Source organism: Peribacillus sp. NPDC097284 (assembly GCF_044761765.1).
In the GTDB taxonomy this organism is placed as follows: Bacteria; Bacillota; Bacilli; order Bacillales; family DSM-1321; genus Peribacillus.
In genome coordinates this window covers 65,622-84,362 of sequence record NZ_JBIWCZ010000007.1, presented here as the reverse complement: position 1 = coordinate 84,362, position 18,741 = coordinate 65,622, and the positions used below count along the sequence as shown (strand labels likewise).

Annotated in this window: 18 protein-coding genes and 3 riboswitches; of the genes, 8 read left to right on the top strand and 10 right to left on the bottom strand. The window is 43.4% G+C overall.

Annotated features, from left to right (window positions below; translation table 11 throughout):
- Positions 1 to 22 precede the first annotated feature (22 nt).
- The gene (locus tag ACIQXU_RS14180) at positions 23 to 193 is read right to left on the bottom strand and encodes a hypothetical protein (protein ID WP_402867658.1); all 171 of its coding nucleotides are present in this window, start codon (positions 191 to 193) and stop codon (positions 23 to 25) included.
- 519 nt (positions 194 to 712) lie between these two features.
- On the opposite strand from ACIQXU_RS14180, the gene ACIQXU_RS14175 reads away from it, so the two are divergent.
- Together ACIQXU_RS14175 and ACIQXU_RS14170 are read left to right on the top strand one after the other, a co-directional pair.
- Positions 713 to 2,464 carry an ABC transporter ATP-binding protein gene (locus ACIQXU_RS14175; RefSeq protein ID WP_402990232.1) on the top strand — a complete coding sequence of 584 codons (1,752 nt, stop codon included), beginning with the start codon at positions 713 to 715 and terminating at the stop codon, positions 2,462 to 2,464.
- Positions 2,461 to 4,479, top strand: a complete 2,019-nt coding sequence (locus tag ACIQXU_RS14170) for an ABC transporter ATP-binding protein (RefSeq protein ID WP_402990229.1) — start codon at positions 2,461 to 2,463, stop codon at positions 4,477 to 4,479. Before ACIQXU_RS14175 ends, ACIQXU_RS14170 begins: the two co-directional genes overlap by 4 nt.
- A 159-nt stretch (positions 4,480 to 4,638) precedes the next feature.
- Here the strand turns inward: ACIQXU_RS14170 and metC are convergent, their stop codons facing one another.
- Together metC and ACIQXU_RS14160 are read right to left on the bottom strand one after the other, a co-directional pair.
- Positions 4,639 to 5,820 carry a cystathionine beta-lyase gene (gene metC / locus ACIQXU_RS14165; RefSeq protein ID WP_402990226.1) on the bottom strand — a complete coding sequence of 394 codons (1,182 nt, stop codon included), beginning with the start codon at positions 5,818 to 5,820 and terminating at the stop codon, positions 4,639 to 4,641.
- Positions 5,817 to 6,929 (bottom strand): methionine biosynthesis PLP-dependent protein, encoded by a 1,113-nt coding sequence (locus ACIQXU_RS14160; protein ID WP_402990223.1) that lies wholly within the window; start codon positions 6,927 to 6,929, stop codon positions 5,817 to 5,819. The genes metC and ACIQXU_RS14160 overlap by 4 nt, the downstream gene beginning before the upstream one ends.
- Positions 6,930 to 7,014: 85 nt before the next feature.
- Positions 7,015 to 7,129: riboswitch (SAM riboswitch) on the bottom strand.
- Positions 7,130 to 7,448: 319 nt separating this feature from the next.
- Between ACIQXU_RS14160 and fumC the strand changes: the two genes are divergently transcribed.
- The 4 genes from fumC to ACIQXU_RS14140 all read left to right on the top strand — a co-directional run bounded on the left by fumC (position 7,449) and on the right by ACIQXU_RS14140 (position 11,256).
- Positions 7,449 to 8,831: a class II fumarate hydratase gene (gene fumC, locus ACIQXU_RS14155; RefSeq protein WP_402990220.1), complete on the top strand. Its 1,383-nt coding sequence runs from the start codon at positions 7,449 to 7,451 to the stop codon at positions 8,829 to 8,831.
- Between the two features lie 107 nt (positions 8,832 to 8,938).
- Complete coding sequence (locus tag ACIQXU_RS14150) at positions 8,939 to 9,181, top strand: hypothetical protein (RefSeq protein ID WP_402867664.1); 243 nt, start codon at positions 8,939 to 8,941, stop codon at positions 9,179 to 9,181.
- A 228-nt stretch (positions 9,182 to 9,409) separates the two neighbouring features.
- A complete protein-coding gene (locus tag ACIQXU_RS14145) occupies positions 9,410 to 10,606 on the top strand; it encodes an MFS transporter (protein ID WP_402990217.1) in 1,197 nt (398 codons plus the stop codon).
- A gap of 239 nt (positions 10,607 to 10,845) precedes the next feature.
- Entirely contained in the window at positions 10,846 to 11,256 is a 411-nt protein-coding gene (locus ACIQXU_RS14140; RefSeq protein WP_402990214.1) for a hypothetical protein, read from the top strand.
- Positions 11,257 to 11,323: 67 nt separating this feature from the next.
- Here ACIQXU_RS14140 and ACIQXU_RS14135 read toward each other — a convergent pair whose 3' ends face one another.
- From ACIQXU_RS14135 to ACIQXU_RS14115, 5 genes are all read right to left on the bottom strand, one after another.
- Positions 11,324 to 12,466, bottom strand: a complete 1,143-nt coding sequence (locus ACIQXU_RS14135; protein WP_402990213.1) for an ABC transporter ATP-binding protein — start codon at positions 12,464 to 12,466, stop codon at positions 11,324 to 11,326.
- A 99-nt stretch (positions 12,467 to 12,565) separates the two neighbouring features.
- Positions 12,566 to 13,462, bottom strand: coding sequence for a PucR family transcriptional regulator (locus tag ACIQXU_RS14130; RefSeq protein WP_402990210.1), 897 nt, complete (start codon positions 13,460 to 13,462; stop codon positions 12,566 to 12,568).
- Between the two features lie 134 nt (positions 13,463 to 13,596).
- Positions 13,597 to 14,418 carry a MetQ/NlpA family ABC transporter substrate-binding protein gene (locus ACIQXU_RS14125; RefSeq protein WP_402990207.1) on the bottom strand — a complete coding sequence of 274 codons (822 nt, stop codon included), beginning with the start codon at positions 14,416 to 14,418 and terminating at the stop codon, positions 13,597 to 13,599.
- 49 nt (positions 14,419 to 14,467) lie between these two features.
- On the bottom strand, positions 14,468 to 15,136 hold the full coding sequence (locus ACIQXU_RS14120; RefSeq protein ID WP_402990204.1) for a methionine ABC transporter permease: 669 nt from the start codon (positions 15,134 to 15,136) through the stop codon (positions 14,468 to 14,470).
- Complete coding sequence (locus tag ACIQXU_RS14115) at positions 15,123 to 16,139, bottom strand: methionine ABC transporter ATP-binding protein (RefSeq protein ID WP_402990201.1); 1,017 nt, start codon at positions 16,137 to 16,139, stop codon at positions 15,123 to 15,125. The genes ACIQXU_RS14120 and ACIQXU_RS14115 overlap by 14 nt, the downstream gene beginning before the upstream one ends.
- 69 nt (positions 16,140 to 16,208) lie before the next feature.
- A riboswitch (SAM riboswitch) is annotated at positions 16,209 to 16,318 on the bottom strand.
- A gap of 326 nt (positions 16,319 to 16,644) precedes the next feature.
- Between ACIQXU_RS14115 and ACIQXU_RS14110 the strand changes: the two genes are divergently transcribed.
- Complete coding sequence (locus ACIQXU_RS14110) at positions 16,645 to 17,466, top strand: MBL fold metallo-hydrolase (protein ID WP_402990199.1); 822 nt, start codon at positions 16,645 to 16,647, stop codon at positions 17,464 to 17,466.
- 95 nt (positions 17,467 to 17,561) lie between these two features.
- Positions 17,562 to 17,763: riboswitch (cobalamin riboswitch) on the top strand.
- A 228-nt stretch (positions 17,764 to 17,991) separates the two neighbouring features.
- Positions 17,992 to 18,216, top strand: coding sequence for a hypothetical protein (locus ACIQXU_RS14105; RefSeq protein WP_402867673.1), 225 nt, complete (start codon positions 17,992 to 17,994; stop codon positions 18,214 to 18,216).
- Positions 18,217 to 18,245: 29 nt separating this feature from the next.
- On the opposite strand, the gene ACIQXU_RS14100 is transcribed toward ACIQXU_RS14105, so the two are convergent.
- On the bottom strand, positions 18,246 to 18,437 hold the full coding sequence (locus ACIQXU_RS14100) for a hypothetical protein (RefSeq protein ID WP_402867674.1): 192 nt from the start codon (positions 18,435 to 18,437) through the stop codon (positions 18,246 to 18,248).
- A gap of 58 nt (positions 18,438 to 18,495) precedes the next feature.
- Positions 18,496 to 18,699: a YheE family protein gene (locus ACIQXU_RS14095; protein WP_402867675.1), complete on the bottom strand. Its 204-nt coding sequence runs from the start codon at positions 18,697 to 18,699 to the stop codon at positions 18,496 to 18,498.
- Between the last annotated feature and the right edge of the window lie 42 nt (positions 18,700 to 18,741).

Below are 18,741 nucleotides of genomic sequence, written 5' to 3'. Positions count from 1 at the left end.
CCTGCAGAGCCATCGTACTAGATCAACGGTTCTTTTTCTTCTTATTCAAATACATGATGATATAGTAGACGACCCAGAAAAGCCCAACTGGAATGAAAGCTAACGGACTGTATTTTTCGGGAACGACAAATGCAATGAAAATGGATAGTAATAAAAATGGAACAGCCAGTAGTATATAGCTTCTCCAATTCATAGAATGAACCTCCTTTAGGGTTACGTTATCCCTATAGGATAAATGATTATTCAACAATAATCTAGAAAAGTCACAATTGACAAAAATATACACCCGTAGTAATCTTTAAAAACAAGTTAATTATTTCCAATGTATCTTTGAAAGGAGGAGGACGTCATGACGAAATTCGATAAGCAAAAAGAAGCAATGATCGTATATTTTCATACGTCAGCCTGGCCCGAAACATTGTCTATATAAGTAATAGACTTATATGTTTCTTTGGATAGCATGTGCGCAGGTTGTGGATATTCGCGGCCTGCTTTTTGATGCGTTTTCTTACGCATATTGAAAGCTTCTGCTAAATGATGCGGGAGCTTTTCCTGTTTAGAGAGCATTGTGGGCAGGCCAGTATCCTTTCCGTATACACGTGTAAGAGGAGGAAGGTCAAGGGGGGCAAAGCTTTGGGATATCTGCTTCGAGCGGGAGAGCCAAATAGTGGCCAATCAACCTTGGTGGTGACTACATAAGGAGGAGGAATTCATGTTTGCGATATTCAAGAAGCTGAGCTGGTTCTTTAAAGAGCAGTGGCGGCGGTATACCTTGGCTATTATCTTTTTATGTTTGGTAAATGTAATGGAAGTCATCCCCCCACGGCTCATTGGGAATGCCATCGATGATATGAACAATGGCAATATGACCCAAGATGCCTTGGTGCGGTATGTTACTTATTTGCTTGTTCTTATGTGTGTCAGCTATTTATTTGGATACTTATGGAGTTACCTTTTATTTGGTGGCGGGAATTTGGTCGAAAGGAAGATCAGGTCTGGATTCATGGGGCATTTATTGAAGATGACACCGACCTTTTACGAGAAAAACCGTACTGGTGATCTGATGGCAAGGGCGACCAATGATTTAAAAGCCATCTCGCAAACGGCTGGTTTCGGAATATTGACACTGGTCGACTCGGTCGTCTTCACATTCATGGTCGTCATCATGATGGGCGTGACCGTCAGTTGGCAGCTGACGATCGCGGCTATACTGCCCCTACCCATCATGGCCCTCATGATGCAGATTTATGTGAAGAAAATTTATAAGCGATTTACGGATGCACAATCAGCATTTGGTGAGCTGAATGACAAAGTGTTGGAGTCCATTTCCGGCGTGCGTGTCATACGTGCATACGTCCAGGAAAGGGAAGATGAAAAGAGATTTGATGAGATGACGGAGAATGTTTATCGCAAAAACCTGGCAGTGGCAAAGATCGATGCCCTTTTCGATCCGACGATCACCATCATCATCGGCATTAGTTACTTAATCGGCCTTGGATACGGAGCGTACCTTGTTTTTCAACAAGCCATCACGCTTGGAGGCCTTGTATCATTCAACGTATACCTAGGCATGTTGATTTGGCCAATGATTGCCGTAGGCGAATTAATCAATGTCATGCAAAGGGGGAATGCATCTTTAGACCGTGTTCAAGATACCCTTTCCTATGAAGCCGATGTGAAAAATCCATTGAAGCCCGGGCAATCTTTGAACGGGGATGATATCGCGTTTCACCAAGTGAGTTTTACCTACCCTTCTTCAAAAGTGGTGAATCTGTCTGATATATCGGTTCAACTGGAACAAGGCCGCACTTTAGGGATTGTCGGTAAAACAGGAAGCGGGAAAACGACGTTCGTGAAGCAATTGCTGAGGGAATACCCACTGGGAAGCGGGGAAGTCGTATTTGCGGGAATGCCGATTGAACAGCTTGAACTCGGGGATGTCCGCGGCAAAATCGGGTATGTCCCACAGGATCACTTTTTATTTTCAAGGTCCGTGAAAGATAATATCCTCTTCGGAAAACTGGATGCCTCGGAAGAAGAGCTTGCAGAAGCAATCCGACTTGCAGATTTCGAGAAGGATGTAACGATGCTACCTAACCGGCTTGAAACGCTCGTCGGTGAAAAGGGGGTCGCTCTATCAGGAGGACAGAAACAGCGGATATCGATAGCAAGAGCCTTGATTAAAAATCCGGAAGTCCTGATTCTGGATGATTCCCTTTCAGCCGTGGATGCTAAAACGGAAACGACGATCATCAAAAATATCCAAAATGAACGGTCGGGGAAAACGACAATCATCACGACCCACCGCTTATCGGCCGTTCAACATGCGGACCATATCATCGTCCTCGACAATGGGACGATTATCGAAGAGGGAACACATGCAAGTTTACTCAAGCAAGAAGGCTGGTATAAGGAGCAATATGAGCGGCAACAAGTTAATGAAGGAACGGAGGTCGGGGCATGAAGGTTGTAAAAAAACTCGTTCAATATGCTTCCCTTTACAAAAAGATAATCATCGGAGCACTGATCATGCTGGCCCTTTCCGTTGCCGCCGATTTAAGCGGTCCATTCGTCGCTAAAAAAATCATCGATTCTCATATAATGGGAATCGAATCATCTTGGCATGAAACGGAAAAAGGGCAAGATGCCGTGGAATACGAAAATCACTGGTACAAAAGGGATGCCTATTTTTCAAAAGGGGAAGAGAAAGGGAAAGAGGTCCGGGTGCTACAGGTTGGTAGCCAATTCGTCTTCGTCGATAAAGCGGTCCCGGTGGATGGGCGCCGCAGTTTAGATGGAAATACATTAGTCATTGAAAAAGGCGGAAAAGAAACGAGGACGGCATTTGAACCCTTATCAACCCAGGAATTGATGGGGTTTTATCAACCGGAAATTCCAAGGATATTGGGACTCGTCGCTTTTTATTTCGGTCTAGTCCTCATTTCCTCCGTCTTTCAATACGGACAGAGCTTTTATTTACAGAAAGCCGCCAACCGGATTATCCAGCGGATGAGAAATGATATTTTCACCCACATTTCCCGTTTGCCAATCCGCTATTTTGACAATATGCCTGCTGGTAAGGTCGTTGCCAGGGTCACAAATGATACAGAGGCCATCCGCGAATTATATGTAACCGTCCTGGCCAATTTCTTTTCGAGTACGATCAACATCATCGGTGTACTCATTGCCTTATACATTTTGGATGCACGTGCGGGTCTCATGGGTCTCCTACTTGTTCCCATCATTATTATCTGGACGAAGGTATATCGTAAATTCGCCTCGAAATATAATCATATCATTCGGGAACGAGTCAGTGATATCAATGGGATGATCAATGAATCGATTTCAGGAATGAATATCATTCAAGCATTCGGACGTGAAAAGGAAACGAAACAGTCATTTGAAACCTTGAACCGAGATCATTACTTTTATCAAAACAAGATGCTTCATTTGAATTCCTTGACGGGGGGAAACTTGATTGGAGTCATCAAGGTTATCGCACTCATCGCATTTGTATGGTATTTTGGCGGGATGTCTCTTACAGCGACCTCAGCCGTTTCACTCGGGATGATGTATGCCATCGTCGACTTGATCAGCCGACTGCTTCATCCGTTACATGGAATCGTCAATCAGTTCGCGAACCTAGAACAGGCATTGGTTGCGGGGGAGAGGGCTTTCAGTCTGTTGGATGAGCCGGGCATTCAAGTCAGCGATCGAAACAATCCCAGATATAAAGGCAATGTGGCATTCGAACATGTATCGTTTGGCTATAAGGAAAATGAATATGTCTTAAAGGATATATCCTTTTCAGCTAGTCAGGGAGAAACGGTCGCATTGGTGGGCCATACTGGTTCAGGGAAAAGTTCCATCATGAATTTACTGTTCCGTTTTTATGACAGCAATGAGGGATCCATTAAGATTGATGGAAAGGATATTTTGGATATTCCCCATCAAACCTTAAGGGAACATATGGGAATCGTCCTTCAGGATCCTTACTTATTCACGGGAACGATTGCTTCCAATATCAGTCTAGGCCAGGAAAGGATCACAAGGGCCACCATAGAAAAAGCGTTAAAGGATGTTGGTGGAGATAAAGTGTTGCGGCATTTGCCATTAGGGCTTGATGAACCGGTGATTGAAAAAGGTGGGACATTGTCCTCGGGACAACGACAGCTGATTTCCTTTGCTCGCGCCCTGGCATTCGATCCGGCGATTTTGATCTTGGACGAAGCAACGGCGAGCATCGATACGGAAACAGAGGCCATCATCCAAGAAGGCATGGAAGTGTTGAAAAAAGGAAGAACGACTTTCATCATCGCGCATCGATTATCTACGATCAAGAATGCCGACCAGATTCTCGTATTGGATAAAGGGCGGATAGTGGAACAGGGGACACACGAAGGGTTGATGGAACAAAAGGGGAAATACTATCAAATGTATGAACTGCAGGCTGGACCTAATAAGGGGATGGCTGGATAGATTCATAATATGTAGGATGAGAAAGAAGAGGGGCATTTGCTCCTCTTCTTTCTCATTTGCTCATATAGATTACATTTCCTTGTAAACAAATTCTCGGTATTTTACAAACTCATTCTTCTTATCCTCGTTATTTAACCAATAGCTCAGTGCTCAATCCGATTATTTAGTAGAAACGGCCTGTCTTTCTGCACTTTTCTTAAGGGCTAAATCAAAGTCCCTGATCAAATCATCAGGATTTTCCAAACCGACGGACAAGCGAAGCAAGCTGTTCGTGATGCCGCGTTTTTCCCTTTCTTCTGCAGGCATGGCCGCATGGGACATTTTAGCCGGGTAAGATAGAATCGATTCGACGGCCCCGAGGCTTACAGCAAACACGGGTAACTCGACATGGTTTACGAACGAGCGGAAAATTTCTTCGCTTTCCAATTCGAATGATAGAACAGCTCCCGCTCCCCTGGCTTGATTTCCCTGGATGCCGTGTTGTGGGTGGTCGGAAAGACCAGGGTAATACACGTTTTTCACTAACGGTTGCTGTTTTAAATATTCCGCAATTCTTTCAGCACCTTTTTGAGAGTGCTCCATCCGGACGGATAGGGTTTTCAGACCTCTCATCACAAGCCAGGCATCCTGAACACCGAGCACCGCTCCAAAAGAGTTTTGGAGGGAACCAACTCTATCGGCAAGGTCCGGGTCTTTTACGACGGCAAGGCCTGCTACGACATCACTATGTCCAGACAAAAATTTCGTTGCACTGTGCAGGACAATATCGGCCCCGAGGTTTAACGGCTTTTGGAGGGCAGGCGTCAGGAATGTATTGTCTACAAAGCTTAATGCGCCAATGCTTTTGGCGATATCACATACCGCTTTAATATCGGTTACTTTAAGCAAGGGATTGGAAGGCGTTTCAATATAGATTGCTCGCGTATTTGGCTGGATGGCCGCTTTTACACTCTCAAGATCCGTCATATCCACGAAGGTATGTTCGATGTTAAAACGGGACAGCACGGTTGTTACCATTCGGAATGTGCCTCCGTATACATCTTCAGAGATGACGATATGGTCACCGGCAGAAAGCAGGAGGAAAGCCGTTGAAATGGCAGCCATCCCGGATGAAAAAGCGAATCCGCGCGTGCCTTCTTCCAGTTCCGCAATGATATCTTCCAGTGCTTCTCGCGTCGGATTCCCGCTCCGGCTGTAATCGTATTTGCCAAATTGATCAATGTCGGTTTGATGGAAGGTGGAAGCATGCTGGATCGGAACACTCACCCCACCTGTTGTTGGATCGAATTTATGTTGATTGTGTAGTAATTTGGTTTCAAAACTGAATTCTTGGTTTGTCATCGTATTGCCTCCTTTTTTACTTGAGCAAATGCCTGCTGCAGGTCTTCGATTAAATCTCCGCTGTCCTCGATGCCGACAGAGAATCGAAGGAGTCGATTGCAAACTCCATTTGCCGTTCTAACTTCAAGAGGCATATCGGCATGTGTCTGTGTCGCCGGATACGTGATGAAGCTTTCGACGCCACCAAGGCTTTCGGCAAATGAAATCAATGAAAGGGACTGTAGAAATGGGTTGACCACCGTTTCATCATTGACCCGGAATGAAATCATGCCGCCACGACCAGGATAGAGAACATCCGTTACACTTTCATGTTCCGTCAAATAATCAACGATAACCTTGGCGTTCTTTTCATGACGCTCCATTCTCAGTGCCAAGGTTTTCATCCCGCGCATCAACAGCCACGAATCAAATGGGCTCAATACCGCACCCATACCATTATGGTGGAAAGCAAGGGACTCACATAACTCGGCGCCTTTTGCCACAATCAAGCCGGCCAACACGTCATTATGGCCACCTAGATATTTCGTTGCACTGTGAATCACGATGTCAGCACCAAGTAAGAGGGGCTGTTGGATGATCGGCGTGTAAAAAGTATTGTCAACAATCAATAGTAAATTGTATTGTTTGGCAAGAGCGGCGACGGCTGGAATGTCCGTTTGCTGCATAAGAGGGTTTGTGGGAGTTTCAATAAAGATGGCCTTTGTTTGAGGGGTGATTGCTTTTTCAATATCCTCCAGGCAACATGTATTGACATATTCGCATTGTAGCCCCCATTTTTTAAAGCCATGCTCTAATAAACGATATGTACCGCCATATAAATCTTCGCTACTGATCCATGCATCCCCTGATTTGAATAAGGAAAGGATGGTGGCAATGGCAGCCATTCCCGAGCTACATGCATATCCTTGATCGCCATGTTCTAGTTTGGCGATCGATTGCTCCAATAGCTGGCGTGTAGGGTTTCCTGTTCGTGTATAGTCGAATCCTGTTGATTGACCAATTCCTTCGTGACGGAAAGCCGTCGAGAAGTAAACGGGCGGATTGACCGTTCCTGTCGCCGTTTCACTGCGGTTTCCAAGCTGAGCAAGATAGGTTTCTGTTTTGTACATAATTTTTCACTGCTCCTTTTAGTTAAATAAAATAAAAAAAGTCTTCTTTAAGAAGAAGACTTGAATAAGTAGGATAGAGTCATTCTTCTTATCTTCCAAGTTACACAAACTTGTGGAATTAGCACCTTTTCATTGGTTTGAAACAAATGAAGGTTGCTGAGGTGTCATAGGGCCATTCCCTCTACCTCTCTCGATAAGAGTTTTGATTATTCAATTTCTTTTGAATTTACTATAAATATAGGATTCTGTCAAGGACATTCCTAATAGACGGTTATTTGGGACTAGCTATTATGGAACATGTATCAGATTTATCATTATAAAATTACGAATTCAACAGAGTAATAGAACCGGATTCAGATTAAACGGACTTTTCTGAAGGAAAAGGTCATTTGTGTTCCGTTTTTTTTGCTTTACAATAATAATGTTTGTACAATATATAGGGGATCATATAAAACGTCATTATTCATTACATATACATATTGTTTCTCAGTGGATAGTGCGAATATAGGAGGAGAACACATGGAATTTAGAATCGAACGAGATACAATGGGGGAAGTAAAAGTTCCTGCTGATAAGTACTGGGGTGCACAAACGGAAAGAAGCCGTAATAACTTCAAAATCGGTTATGAAAAAATGCCGATTGAATTAGTCCATGCATTTGCTTACGTAAAACAAGCGGCAGCAAAAGTGAACTTTGAACTTGGCGATCTTTCAGAAGTGAAGAAGGATGCCATCGTTAAAATTTGTGGTGAAATCCTTGAAGGTACGCTTGACGAACATTTCCCACTTGTCGTCTGGCAAACTGGTAGCGGCACACAAAGTAATATGAACGTGAATGAAGTGGTCGCAAACAAAGGGAATAAATGGTTAGAGGAAAAAGGCGAAACTGAGATGCTTCACCCGAATGATGATGTTAACAAAGCGCAAAGCTCTAACGATACATTCCCGACAGCCATGCATATCGCAGCTTATATGGAAGTTGCCGAAAAATTGGTACCGGCCATTAAAGTGCTTCGTGACACATTCGAAGCCAAAGAAAAAGAATTCTGGGATGTCGTGAAAATTGGACGGACCCATCTTCAAGATGCGACACCACTAACTCTTGGCCAAGAAATCTCCGGTTGGAAAGCAATGCTTGATAAAGATTTGGCGATGATCGAAGAAAGTAGCCAAAAATTATTGAACCTTGCATTGGGCGGTACGGCTGTTGGGACTGGAATCAATACGAAAAAAGAATTCCCGGCACTTTCTGCTAAACAAATCGCAGCGGATACAGGACATTCATTTGTCACATCGGATAATAAGTTCCATGCTTTAACAAGCCATAACGAAATTGTTTATGCACACGGTGCTCTTAAAGCGTTGGCTGCTGATTTAATGAAGATTGCCAATGATGTTAGATGGCTGGCAAGTGGCCCAAGAAGCGGAATCGGTGAAATCGCCATTCCTGAAAATGAGCCAGGCAGCTCCATCATGCCAGGTAAAGTGAATCCGACCCAATGTGAAGCAATGACAATGATTGCGACACAAGTTGTCGGAAATGATGCTACAATCGGTTTTGCAGCAAGCCAAGGGAACTTTGAATTGAACGTTTTCAAACCGGTCATCATTTACAACTTCCTGCAAACCGTTAAATTATTGACAGATGGCATTCATTCCTTCAATGATAACTGTGCGGTAGGAATTACAGCGAATGAAGATAAGATAAAAGAAAATGTTGATCGTTCTCTTATGCTCGTAACGGCATTGAACCCACATATCGGGTATGAAAAAGCGGCTAAAATTGCGAAAACTGCATTCAAAGACAACTCCACTTTGAAAGAAGCGGCGTTGAAACTTGAATTCCTAACGGAAGATGAATTCAAAGCATGGGTTGACCCTGCTAACATGGTCAATAAATAATCAACAGGTAAGCATCCTTCCTCGCATGTAGGGAGGATGTTTTAATGTGTTAAAATGATGGAATAAACGAATACTTAAACTAGATAAATCGAACAGGAGGAATGGTCATGTCTTTATGTCCACTATGCAATGGTCTTAGAAAAATGCATTTAGAATGCCCTAAATGCAGTAGTGACCTTGAAGATCAAGGGAAATTGATGGATTATGCCGATGATTACAGTGCTTATATGGATATTGATACATTGAAAAAAAATGACGGTTTTCCCGAATCCCTTCAAAAGGGACAATGCCCGCATATTATGAAGTGCCCCAACTGCGGACACGATGAAGTGATTTTGGTACAGGAATAGAGTTCTTGAATAATAGGGTGAGATCTAAGAATAATTAATGATCGAGACTTTTTCATAAAAAAATGAGAAGTCTCTTTTTTATGTGGATCATTTTTTCATGAAAAGGAGGTTACCTAAACTTGGATTTGGAAATTCATAGTGGAAAAATAGAGGGATAGTGGGCTTGTCTCGCCGTATAATGTTATGGTAGTGAGTTATTCGTGGAGAATGGAAAGTAGGGTGGTATCCTTGGCAATGCTCTTATTGGTTATGATTTACTTGGCTTTCATAAGCCTGGGTCTTCCAGATTCCTTACTGGGTGCTGCCTGGCCGGTCATGCAGTCTGATTATGACCAGCCACTGGAGACTGCAGGCTTACTTTATATGATTGTTGCAGCAGGGACCATTTTCTCAAGCCTGGCTAGCGGCTGGCTAAATAAACGACTGGGGACGGGAAAGGTCACGTGTATAAGTGTGGCCCTGACAGCGGTGGCCTTATTTGGCATTGCCTATTCTCCCTCTCTGGCTTGGCTTATTATCTGTGCGATCCCTTTGGGACTGGGTGCAGGAGCTATCGACGCTGCGCTGAATAACTACGTGGCGTTGCATTATAAAGCCCATCATATGAACTGGCTTCATTGCTTTTGGGGAGTGGGGGCAAGCATAGGCCCAATCATGATGTCTTATAATATGGCTAATCAAGGCACATGGAGAGCTGGTTATGTAACCATTTCCTATATCCAGTTCACCCTAGCCCTTTTACTCGTGTTAACCCTCCCATTATGGAATCTAGTCTCTCAGAGGGTGCCAATCGATGAAGGTAGCACAGTGAATCCGGATTACTCGGAAGAACGGGTATCCAAGGAAAAGCCGCTAAAAATCAAAGGAGTCAAGTATGCGTTGTTCACGTTCTTTTTCTATTGCGGCGTTGAATCAACACTAGGACTGTGGGGAAGCAGCTATCTTGTGAATAGCAAGGGCATGTCAGCTGCTTTGGCCGCTCAAGGGGTCTCTTTTTTCTATACAGGTATTATGCTAGGACGGATTATAACAGGATTTATTCTTTTGAAGGTCACCAACCATCAGCTCATGATCCGATTAGGACAGATTGCAGCACTTATTGGGACGGTACTCCTTATCCTGCCCTTGCCGGTTACGATGTCGCTTGTCGGTTTTGTTATAGTCGGATTGGGCCTGGCCCCCATTTATCCTTGCATGATTCATGAGACCCCCGCCAGGTTCGGTAAAACCCATTCACCGTCCATCATAGGGTATCAAATGGCTGTGGCATACACGGGGACCACCCTTTTGCCGCCCTTTCTAGGGTTAATTGCTTCGTACACTACGCTTGATGTATTTCCGTACTTTGCTCTGGTTTATGTGATGGCCATGCTGTTCGGATCTGAAAAATTGAATGGAATGTTGAAGAAGCGTTGGGCTAATTAAGATCCCTACCTTGGATGGGAGGACTACCTCATGAATCGTTATGAAGTGATGAACGTGAATGCCATATTTTAAAGTCTTATTGCTTCGTGGTAGGCAGGCGATTAGACGCAGGATAATGAAGCTGAAAAAAGAAACGTGGAGCGGGTCGATAGAAGTGGATGAGGTAAGTTTTTGGAATAGAATAGTTCGGCGGATCGTCCATATATCGAGGAAAAGAGGAGTATAAAGGAGCATGTAATGTGAGTTTAGCGAGCTATATTGGGTGTAACGTGGAACTCCGTCTTAGTGAAGATGAAGAGCATAACGCCTTAATTCAGATTGGAGATTGTTTTTCAAGTAAGTACGACAAACAACATGTGAAAAAGTATCAATTCACGGCACAGTTTGTTTATGAAGTGTCATCCGACTGGGGAATTGAAATTTCAAAAGATATGAGTCCAAGCCAGTGTTTTGAATCAAAAAAGAAGCTTACAGCATTATGCGAAATGATGAATGACTATCTTGAAAAAGATCAGTATTTCGAATTGTATAGTTGCTGGGTAGGGGAGGAGAAAGAAAAACGAGTAGGTGAGTTAACGTTAAAAATGGATACATTGAATGTTGATTCGATTGAAATGCCTGAAAAGACATTGGTTCGATTTGAGAAATAAGTTGAGGGAAGCCTTGGTCGATAAGGCTTCCCCCATTTGTATGCAAATCAAAATCAAAAAGTATTACTTAAGCCATCTTCGTTTGCTGGTTGCCTTCCATTTCTGATTCTTCGTCAAAAATGCGTTGCTCGGACTCTTTATCGAAGAAATGGATTTTATTCATATCAAGGGCCAGGTCAATGGCATCACCAGCCTGGATGATATGTTTGGCATCCACCCGGGCAACAAAGTCCTGTCCGGCGAATGTCGAATAGAGCATGATTTCGGCACCCATTAGCTCGGCCACATCGACTTGAGCCGTGAATGTTGAAGTGGGCGATGCGGAAATGAACGTTTCTTCGTTATGAAAGTCCTCAGGCCGGATGCCAAGAATGATGTCTTTTCCGATATAGCCTTGATTACGAAGCGTATCCATTTTGAAAGGAGGCACCTCAAGTGTTTGCTCCCCAATTTGAATGAATCCATCCTGCAAGGTACCCGTAAAGAAGTTCATGGCAGGTGAGCCGATGAATCCGCCTACGAAAACATTTACAGGCTTTTCATAGACATCCTTCGGTGCGCCCACTTGCTGGATGATACCATCCTTCATGACTACAAGCCGTGTGGCCATGGTCATGGCTTCTGTTTGGTCATGGGTGACATAAATGGTTGTTGTGTTGATCCGTTTGTGCAGTTTCGCGATTTCTGCGCGCATTTGTACCCGAAGTTTTGCATCAAGGTTGGAAAGGGGCTCATCCATCAAGAAGACTTTGGCATCCCGGACAATGGCCCTTCCAAGTGCCACACGCTGGCGCTGCCCGCCAGAAAGGGCTTTAGGCTTCCGTTGTAAGAAGTCTTCAAGTCCAAGGATCTTGGCAGCATCATGGACGCGTTGCTTGATTTCCTTCTTCGGCGTTTTCCTTAGCTTCAGTCCAAAAGCCATATTGTCATAGACGGTCATATGAGGATATAAAGCGTAGTTCTGGAAAACCATCGCAATGTCCCGATCTTTTGGAGGCACGTCATTGACCCGCTTGCCATCTATAAAAAGATCCCCTTGGGAGATGTCCTCAAGGCCGGCAATCATCCTTAAAGTGGTCGACTTTCCACACCCCGAGGGTCCGACGAAAACAATGAATTCCTTATCGTCCACGCTAAGGTTGAAGTCTTTAACGGCTGTCACCTTATTATCATAAATCTTGAAGATATGATCCAATACTAACTCTGCCATGAACTATTCCTCCTCTTAAACTCCTAAATTCGTAATGATATTTATAGTCTACTCTATCAATGCTGAAATAAATATGGGCACACTGCACAAAAGGGATAATTATCCTTTTTTCTCATTTAAGAGAATGAGGAGGTAGGCAGCCAAAGCATGCGGGAAATTCCGTACATCCAGTCCTGTTTTTTCAGCGAATTTATCTATCCTGTATTGCAGGCTGTTCCGATGGATATAAAGTTGTTTAGCTGCCGATGAGGCGTTGGAATTACATTCGATATACGTTTTAACCGTTTTGATCAATTCATGATCCTGCCGCGTCTTGCCAAGCAATTCATTGATGTACCATCTTTTATCCATGTCAGTACAGGCATTCATGAGTGCGTAGGGGATAATATTGGGTAATTCCGTCACCTTAACATCGGATAGATGGAGCAAAGAAAGTGTGAAACATTTTCTCTCTTGTATCAGATGGTGATGAAGGTCCGCATCGACAGGGTGAAATCGACCGGCATAGACCCTGATCTTTACGTAAAAGTCACTCTCGAGTGTGGATGAGATGGCGAGAAAATCATGCGTCGATAAGGGTTCATCCATGTCTGATTCAATTAAGGTTCCCGCCGTTTCATTCTCCCAGACCAGGATGGAATCGGATGGTACGAATGAGAGAATCGCTTCCTCGAAATGATCGTGTGAAAAATCCCCATGGGCAAGGTTAAAGTAGGTGAACCGGACATTCTCCCAGTTCGTTAGGGGCTGGGAGGCACGCGGCCCAAATAAAAAATCATTCCAAGTAGTTTGGGTAGTGGAGGTGTTTGGACTTTGGAGTGATGGAGTGTCAAAGAGTAGCGTAAGCAAACGGATTTCCTCCGCCGATATGTCTGAGCGGGGAATGCCAATTGTATGGCCGAATGGATCTTCCAACCAGAAATATGCCGAGATGTCCTGTGCATCCTTTTTATCTGAAAGGGAGTTTGGGAATGTATGTTTAAGCTTATTAAGCATCATGTTCACCTTCTTTCCATTCCATTATATCCAAAAAGGGCAAAGCGGAAAAGAAAACAATGACTGCGTTCATAGGTATTGTTAATCAGTAAAGGCCTGCCCCAGACAGGAGCAGACCCATACTTGCTGTTTCCTTATTTCATCCAATCGGGTTTACCGAAGCCTTGGAACTTGTCATCAATCACCTTTTCGAATTCGGCACTTTCTACAACTGATTTGATATCTTTTGCAAATTGGGCGTCTTTATCCTTAGTGTTTACAGCCACGACATTGCGATACGTATCTGGCATGTTTTCTAATGCAAGAGCATCTTGAAGGTCCATTTTGGCGGCAATCGCAAAATTACCAGGAACGGCCGATAGGTCAACACTGTCCGTTGCACGAGGTAATTGTGCCGATTCCAGTGGTTCGAATTGAATGTTCTTCGGATTCTTTGTTACATCTTTCTCAGATATTCTTAATGGGTCAACATCCGGATCCACTTCAATCAGGCCCTCATCCAATAAAACTTTAAGTGCACGGGAGAGGTTGACTGGGTCATTGGGAACGGCGATGGTCGCACCATTTTTAATATCGGCCAATGATTTGTATTCCGTGGAGTAAATGCCCATCGGTGCCGTTGGAACAATAATAAGGTCAGAGAGCTCTAAGTCATGTTCCTTTGAAAAATTATCCATATACACTTTATGCTGAAAGAGGTTGGCATCGATCGAACCATTACCAAGTGATTTATTCGGCTGGATATAATCACTGAATTCGACGATGTCCACTTTGTAGCCAAGGTCTTCAAGTCCGGGTTGTATGGCCTCTATGACCATGTCGGCATAAGGGCCAGTCGTTGCCCCAATTTTTAATTCTTTTTTGTCCTCCGTTTTAGTTGTCGCATCGTCATTTCCGCAAGCTGACAACCCAAGGGCTAATGCACATATAGATAATAATGAAGTGATTTTTTTCATGAAAAATTCCTCCTTGTTTAATGTAGTGTCATCGTTAACATTATGAATCTTATCGTTTGTTTACATAGTGAGAGGCCTTATCGCCTATCATTTGGATGATTTGGACAAGACAGATCAGAACGACCACCGTTGTGATCATGATCGTGTTGTCATAACGGTAATAGCCGAAACGAATCGCGAGGTCACCGATTCCTCCTCCGCCGATTGTTCCTGCCATAGCCGAGAAGCCGATGAGTGATATCGTCGTTAATGTCACGCCTTGGATGATTCCAGGCCTTGCTTCAGGAAGAAGCACATCCTTGATGATCATCCATGGGGAAGCGCCCACTGCAATGGCGGCTTCGATCACTCCCTTATCTATTTCCCTCAATGCAGATTCTACGATCCTAGCGAAAAAAGGAATGGCGGAGACTGATAGGGAAACGGAAGCCGCTAGCGGTCCAATTGTTGACCCGGTAAGGAATTCGGTTAAAGGAAGCAAAGCGACTAAAAGAATGATAAACGGAATCGAGCGGACTAGATTAACCACGAAACCGAGGGATCGATTCAACGTGATATTTTCAAAGAACAAATTCCTGGTCGTCGTAAACAGCAACACTCCTAGAGGCAGTCCAATCAGGAGGGCAACCGCAAGGGAAATTCCGACCATATAAATCGTTTCCAGAAAGGCTTTATTAAGGTCAGGCAAAATATTGATGATGGAATCAAGCAGTGACATGCTTTAACACCTCCACAGATTGGGTCCGGCTTCTTATGTATTCAAGGGCTACTTGCACTTCTTCAAGCTCACCAATCAATTCGATGATCAAGATTCCTAGAGGAAGATCCTGGATATATTCAATTTTCCCGTGCAGGATATTCCCTCTGACAGAATAGTTTTGTAGAGTATCCGAGAGAATCGATTCACCAGCGGTTTGCCCTTCAAATTGTATTTTGATAATCGTTCCTTTGTTTTCCCTAATAAGGTGGGGAGGAAGTTCAAAATCCAACACGCTACTGATGAACTGCTTAGTCAGTTCTTGTTTGGGTTGTGAAAATATTTCATAAACAGGGCCATCTTCAATAATTCGTCCATCTTGCATGACGGAGACACGATGGCACAGTTCCTTGACCACTTCCATTTCATGGGTGATCAACACGATGGTGATGCCCAGTTCTTTATTGATCTTTTTCAACAACTGTAAGATCGACTTCGTAGTGGTTGGATCAAGGGCTGATGTCGCTTCATCACATAATAGGACGGTAGGGTCATTCGCTAAGGCCCGTGCAATGCCTACCCGCTGTTTTTGTCCGCCACTGAGTTGAGCCGGATAAACATCTTTTTTATCCCGAAGGCCAACGATATCCAAAAGTTCCAGAACGCGGTTAGTAATGACCTCCTTTGGTTGATGGGCGGCTTTCAAGGCGAAGGAGATATTGTCAAAAACCGTTTTGGAACTGACTAGGGAAAAATGCTGAAATATCATGCCGATTTTCTGGCGTTGTTTGCGAAGCTCCTGGCTTGATAAGGTTGTTAAGTCGACGCCATCGATGATGATGCTACCATTGGTCGGACGCTCAAGAAGATTCAGACAGCGAATCAATGAACTCTTTCCCGCGCCGCTATACCCGACAATCCCATAAACCTCTCCCGTTTGAATGGTTAAAGATACATTATCCACTCCGATAACTCGGGTATTCTTCGAGATATATTCCTTTCGAACTGAACGAATTTCAATCATGATGCTATCCTCCTTATACATAAAAAAGCTACCTCTATCATTCAGAAAGAGGCAGCGAAATTATATCCCGTCTTATCTTTCAGAATGGTATTTCATTCTGCAGGAAGGGGCACCATTCCCGATGTGGGGCGGTTGCCGGACGTCATAGGGCCTGGTCCCTCAGTCACTCTTGATAAGTTAATTACTATTTTAGTATTTTATTATTTTTTTAATATAATCTATATTATTTGTTAAATACAGTAATGTCAATTATTTTTTGAATTTTATCAAGATTATGAATCAAACGATCTACTTGCCCAGATTATAGTGGCCATTTGCTAAGTTACACGGAACGTCCCGGATCTTACATGGCCTGTCTGCGTAAGAATATGGACTTTGATCACTCCCATCATTAGAAAAAATATTATACTTGTAAAAAGTATGGAGAGATAATACATTTATTGTAAGTAAATTAGAAAATAAAGGATGATGAGTTTTTCCAAAAAAATGATTGGGGTGGAAAGTCATGCTGGAAATGAAAACGATAAACGATGTGGTTTGCGTAAAAGGGACACCGGAAGGAAACAAATCAGGCATGAGCGTGAATGTGTTCTTAACCGATGGCATGTTAGTTGATACGGGGGCAAAAATCTTGTTGAAGGAACTTACTCCATTCTTTGAAACCGCTGATTACGATATGGTTGCGCTGACGCATTATCATGAGGACCATACGGGTGGGGCCGCATGGATACAGGAACATAGGAACGTTCCCATCTATATTCATCCGATGTCCCTCGATATTTGTGCAAAGGATGCAGAATATCCCGATTATCGTAGAGTTTTTTGGGGAGATAGGGATGCCTTCAAGGCAGAACCATTAGGAGGGATCGTCCATTCACGCACTCAAACATGGGAGCCAATCTTTACGCCAGGGCATTCGAGGGACCATATGGTTTACCTGAACCATAGTAATGGTATGCTGTTTTCGGGTGACCTGTTTGTAACGCCGAAAACGAAGCTCGTTTTAAGGGAAGAATCTATCCCGGTCATCATGGAATCCATCAAGAAACTGCTTCAGTATGATTTTAAAGAGGTCTTTTGCTGCCATGCCGGATATGTCCCGAACGGAAAGGAAATGTTTGGAAGAAAGCTCAGTTACTTGGAAAATCTGCGCGGTGAAATTCTGCGTTTGCATGATCAAGGATTGGAAGTCCATGAAATTCAGCAAAACGTGTTGCCTAATCGGTATCCGCTTATCGAGATATCCGGTCATGAATGGGATTCGGAGCATATCATTACATCGATACTGAAAGAGAGTAGGGTGTATTCAGAGGACAGGAAGAAATGATGAATAGGAGGAAAGAGGATAGATAGGGCCCAAGAACAAGGCAGGAGCCTCATTGTAATCCTAGTGAAAATTTGATACAGTTAAACTGAAAAATAGTATTTCGTCTAGAAATGGGTGCAGATAAGAAAGTGTAGCTTATCTGCTTAAAAGGGAAGTCGGTTAGAATCCGACGCTGTCCCGCAACTGTAAATGAGAGCGATTCGAAGGAATGCCACTGTCTTTTTTGCAAGAAAAGATGGGAAGGTTCGAAAAGCGATGATCATGAGCCAGGAGACCTGCCCGTTTTTAGCACAACGCCAGAAACCTACGAGGATAGGGGGTGTTAAGTGCGAAAAATTAGCAAGAACATGCTTTCTTATTTTTGTAGAAAAATGGGGAATCATGGTCATTTTTGTTATGTTTCGTTTGCACTCTAACAACTTCTGAATGGGAAGTTGTTTTTTGTTTTTTACAAGTCCATATTGGACAACATTCAAAAAGAATCCTGCTAATTAGACAGGACAGCTATCATAGGGGGCCATATCATTGTTTGGTACAGTTGAGCATTTTACGGACTATTTAAAAGCGCAAATCATGCGTAACTTTTGTGTGGAAGAAATGATATCTTTAGATGATTGCCGAGCAAGCTTGATTGAGGAAATCCAGGTTCATGGCAAAAACGTAGAAGATAGGAAAGAATACGAAGCAAATCTTGAAAGAGCCTTTAGCCAAGTGAATCTAGAAATATTCGGCTATCAAGAAATCAAGTAAAGAGCCACCCATAAGGGAAGCCCTTGTTTTCAATCTTTATTGATGTTCGGTTCCGTTTCATCATGAAAGTCATGGGCTTCCTCAATGTTCAAGGTGTCCGCGGCTTCATAGACGTTTCCGCCAGCAAGTCCTTCATTGATGATACGGTCGATATCGAGATATACAGAATCCTTACCGTCATACTCGGTATCCTTCAGAAATGTAATCTTTTCTTTATCCAAATGAAATCCCTCCTTGGCTTTTTATTAGTGTTAGCCAAAGAGGGATTCTTTATTCTATTTAGTCGTACACGTGGTACACCATTAAATCATGAATCATGCCCTTGAGTTTTTCTTCCTCTGACTCTACAGGCGGATTGGTTAACCACTCAATGGACCCATCTTTATGATAGAGGGCTTGGACGGCCAATTTATTGAAGTAAAAGGAAATCTTCCAGCCAGGTAAATTCTTGTGCAACGGCTTCCATTGAAAATGCGTAATCATATGTATAACCTCCATATCGCTGTTTCTCATTTCATTATAATG

Coding starts and splice junctions, on each gene's coding strand:
- ACIQXU_RS14180 (WP_402867658.1), bottom strand. CDS start 193: ATGAATTGGAGAAGCTATATACTACTGGCTGTTCCATTTTTATTACTA.
- ACIQXU_RS14175 (WP_402990232.1), top strand. CDS start 713: ATGTTTGCGATATTCAAGAAGCTGAGCTGGTTCTTTAAAGAGCAGTGG.
- ACIQXU_RS14170 (WP_402990229.1), top strand. CDS start 2,461: ATGAAGGTTGTAAAAAAACTCGTTCAATATGCTTCCCTTTACAAAAAG.
- metC (WP_402990226.1), bottom strand. CDS start 5,820: ATGACAAACCAAGAATTCAGTTTTGAAACCAAATTACTACACAATCAA.
- ACIQXU_RS14160 (WP_402990223.1), bottom strand. CDS start 6,929: ATGTACAAAACAGAAACCTATCTTGCTCAGCTTGGAAACCGCAGTGAA.
- fumC (WP_402990220.1), top strand. CDS start 7,449: ATGGAATTTAGAATCGAACGAGATACAATGGGGGAAGTAAAAGTTCCT.
- ACIQXU_RS14150 (WP_402867664.1), top strand. CDS start 8,939: ATGTCTTTATGTCCACTATGCAATGGTCTTAGAAAAATGCATTTAGAA.
- ACIQXU_RS14135 (WP_402990213.1), bottom strand. CDS start 12,466: ATGGCAGAGTTAGTATTGGATCATATCTTCAAGATTTATGATAATAAG.
- ACIQXU_RS14130 (WP_402990210.1), bottom strand. CDS start 13,462: ATGCTTAATAAGCTTAAACATACATTCCCAAACTCCCTTTCAGATAAA.
- ACIQXU_RS14125 (WP_402990207.1), bottom strand. CDS start 14,418: ATGAAAAAAATCACTTCATTATTATCTATATGTGCATTAGCCCTTGGG.
- ACIQXU_RS14120 (WP_402990204.1), bottom strand. CDS start 15,136: ATGTCACTGCTTGATTCCATCATCAATATTTTGCCTGACCTTAATAAA.
- ACIQXU_RS14115 (WP_402990201.1), bottom strand. CDS start 16,139: ATGATTGAAATTCGTTCAGTTCGAAAGGAATATATCTCGAAGAATACC.
- ACIQXU_RS14110 (WP_402990199.1), top strand. CDS start 16,645: ATGCTGGAAATGAAAACGATAAACGATGTGGTTTGCGTAAAAGGGACA.
- ACIQXU_RS14095 (WP_402867675.1), bottom strand. CDS start 18,699: ATGATTACGCATTTTCAATGGAAGCCGTTGCACAAGAATTTACCTGGC.